We start from the raw sequence: 1,877 nt of genomic DNA, 5'->3' as shown, positions 1-1,877 counted from the left end.
CGCTCTGGGCGCCGCGCAGGTCGTCCAGGCCGCGGCCGTCCGGTCCGTGCAGGCCGGCGAAGGAACTGACCGAACCCAGCGGCACGTCCTGGGGGAGGACGACCACCGCGGCGCCCGAGGCGAGCAGCTTGCGCACGGTGTCGGGGTCCCGCAGCATGCGGGCGACCTGGGCGTAGGCCTCCCAGCGGGCGGAGACCGGGCGCGCGGACTCACCCGGCACCACGACCAGCAGCCGCGCGCCGAACTGCGCGAAGTCGTCCACCGAGGACCGGTTCCGCACCGAGGTGACGAACTCGTCCTGTCCGGCCAGCCACCGCCGGTGCTCCACGGGCAGCGAGGACAGTTCGTCGAGGAGGGCGGGTACCGGCAGTGCCGACAGGTTCGCCACGAGCGCCTCGGCGTCCTCGGGCCGTACGGACTCCGGCAGGCGCACGGGGGCGTCGGAGGCCGGCCCGGCGAACGCGAGCCCGTCCGGGACCGGGCCGAACGGTTCTCCGTGGACGCCGGCGGCCTGGTCCAGCTTCCGCTGCAGGTGGGCGTGGCCCGCCCGTCGGCCGTCCTCCCTGAGCAGCTCCTGCATCGCCCGCGCGTCCTGGACGACCTCTTCGGGGGAGACCTGGCGGATGCCGGTGAGGAGGCGGCCGAAGTCGCGGGCGTTGCCGTGGCCGATGCCGATGTTGTGGTGGGTGCGCCCGGTGAGGACGGCGTCGACGTCCTCCCGGGTCTCGAAGTTCGCGGAGTCGCCGAGGCGCAGTTGTTCCTGGTGGAGGAGGGCGGATTCGCGGATCTTGTAGGCGCCCGGCTGCTGGTTGGGGGTGCCGTATTTGGCGGCGAAGTCCCAGTAGCTCTTCCAGGGCAGGGTGAACTCCAGCACGACCTCCTCGTCGGAGGCGGCGTTCTGGTTGTGGAAGACGTTGGTGTGGGACAGCGAGGTGGTGAACCACTTGCGGTGCTCGTCACTGCGGTTGTACGCCATCGCCGCGTTGAGGCCCGTCGCGGGGGCCTTGCCCAGGAACTGCGCGGCCTCGGCCGCCGCCATCTTCCGGTACAGCCGCATCGGCTCGCCGTCCCGGTGCGCGATCGGCGTCGCCTCCGCCGCGCGGTCCTCCTCCACGCCCAGGAGCTCGGCGTGGAACCTCTCCATGGCCGGCAGCAGACGGCTGTCCGTGACCAGTTCCCGGGTGGCGATGTTCTGCTCGTCGACGAAGGTGTAGTAGACGCTGGCGAAGTCGGACGCCGTCCGCCCGGGGGAGAAGAAGTGGTCCACGTAGGCCCGGCGGAACGCCACCGAGACCTCCGGAGTGAACCGCGTCGCCGGTCCGGTGGGCACGGTCGGCGTGGGAGCGGCGTGCACGGCGGCCGCCTCACGTTCCCGCAGGGGGGCCACCCGCTCGGTGATCAGCGCGTCGACCGCGGGGCGACGCGCCTCACGGGCCGCGGCCACCGCGGCCTCGGCATCCCGCACGACCTCTTCGGGGGAGACCTGGCGGATGCCGGTGAGGAGGCGGCCGAAGTCGCGGGCGTTGCCGTGGCCGATGCCGATGTTGTGGTGGGTGCGCCCGGTGAGGACGGCGTCGACGTCCTCCCGGGTCTCGAAGTTCGCGGAGTCGCCGAGGCGCAGTTGTTCCTGGTGGAGGAGGGCGGATTCGCGGATCTTGTAGGCGCCCGGCTGCTGGTTGGGGGTGCCGTATTTGGCGGCGAAGTCCCAGTAGCTCTTCCAGGGCAGGGTGAACTCCAGCACGACCTCCTCGTCGGAGGCGGCGTTCTGGTTGTGGAAGACGTTGGTGTGGGACAGCGAGGTGGTGAAGAACTTGCGGTGCTCGTCGCTCCGGTTGTAGGCCATCGCCGCGTTGAGGCCCGTCGCGGGGGCCTTGCCG

General features: G+C 71.8%; 1 protein-coding gene. It reads right to left on the bottom strand.

Annotated features, from left to right (window positions below; translation table 11 throughout):
- On the bottom strand, positions 1 to 1,877 hold a 1,877-nt coding region (locus A2U95_RS32175; protein WP_206283082.1), incomplete at both ends, for a hypothetical protein.

This window comes from Streptomyces chilikensis, assembly GCF_001642695.1.
GTDB classification, from domain to species: domain Bacteria; phylum Actinomycetota; class Actinomycetes; order Streptomycetales; family Streptomycetaceae; genus Streptomyces; species Streptomyces chilikensis.
This window is presented reverse-complemented; position numbering and strand designations above follow the sequence as displayed.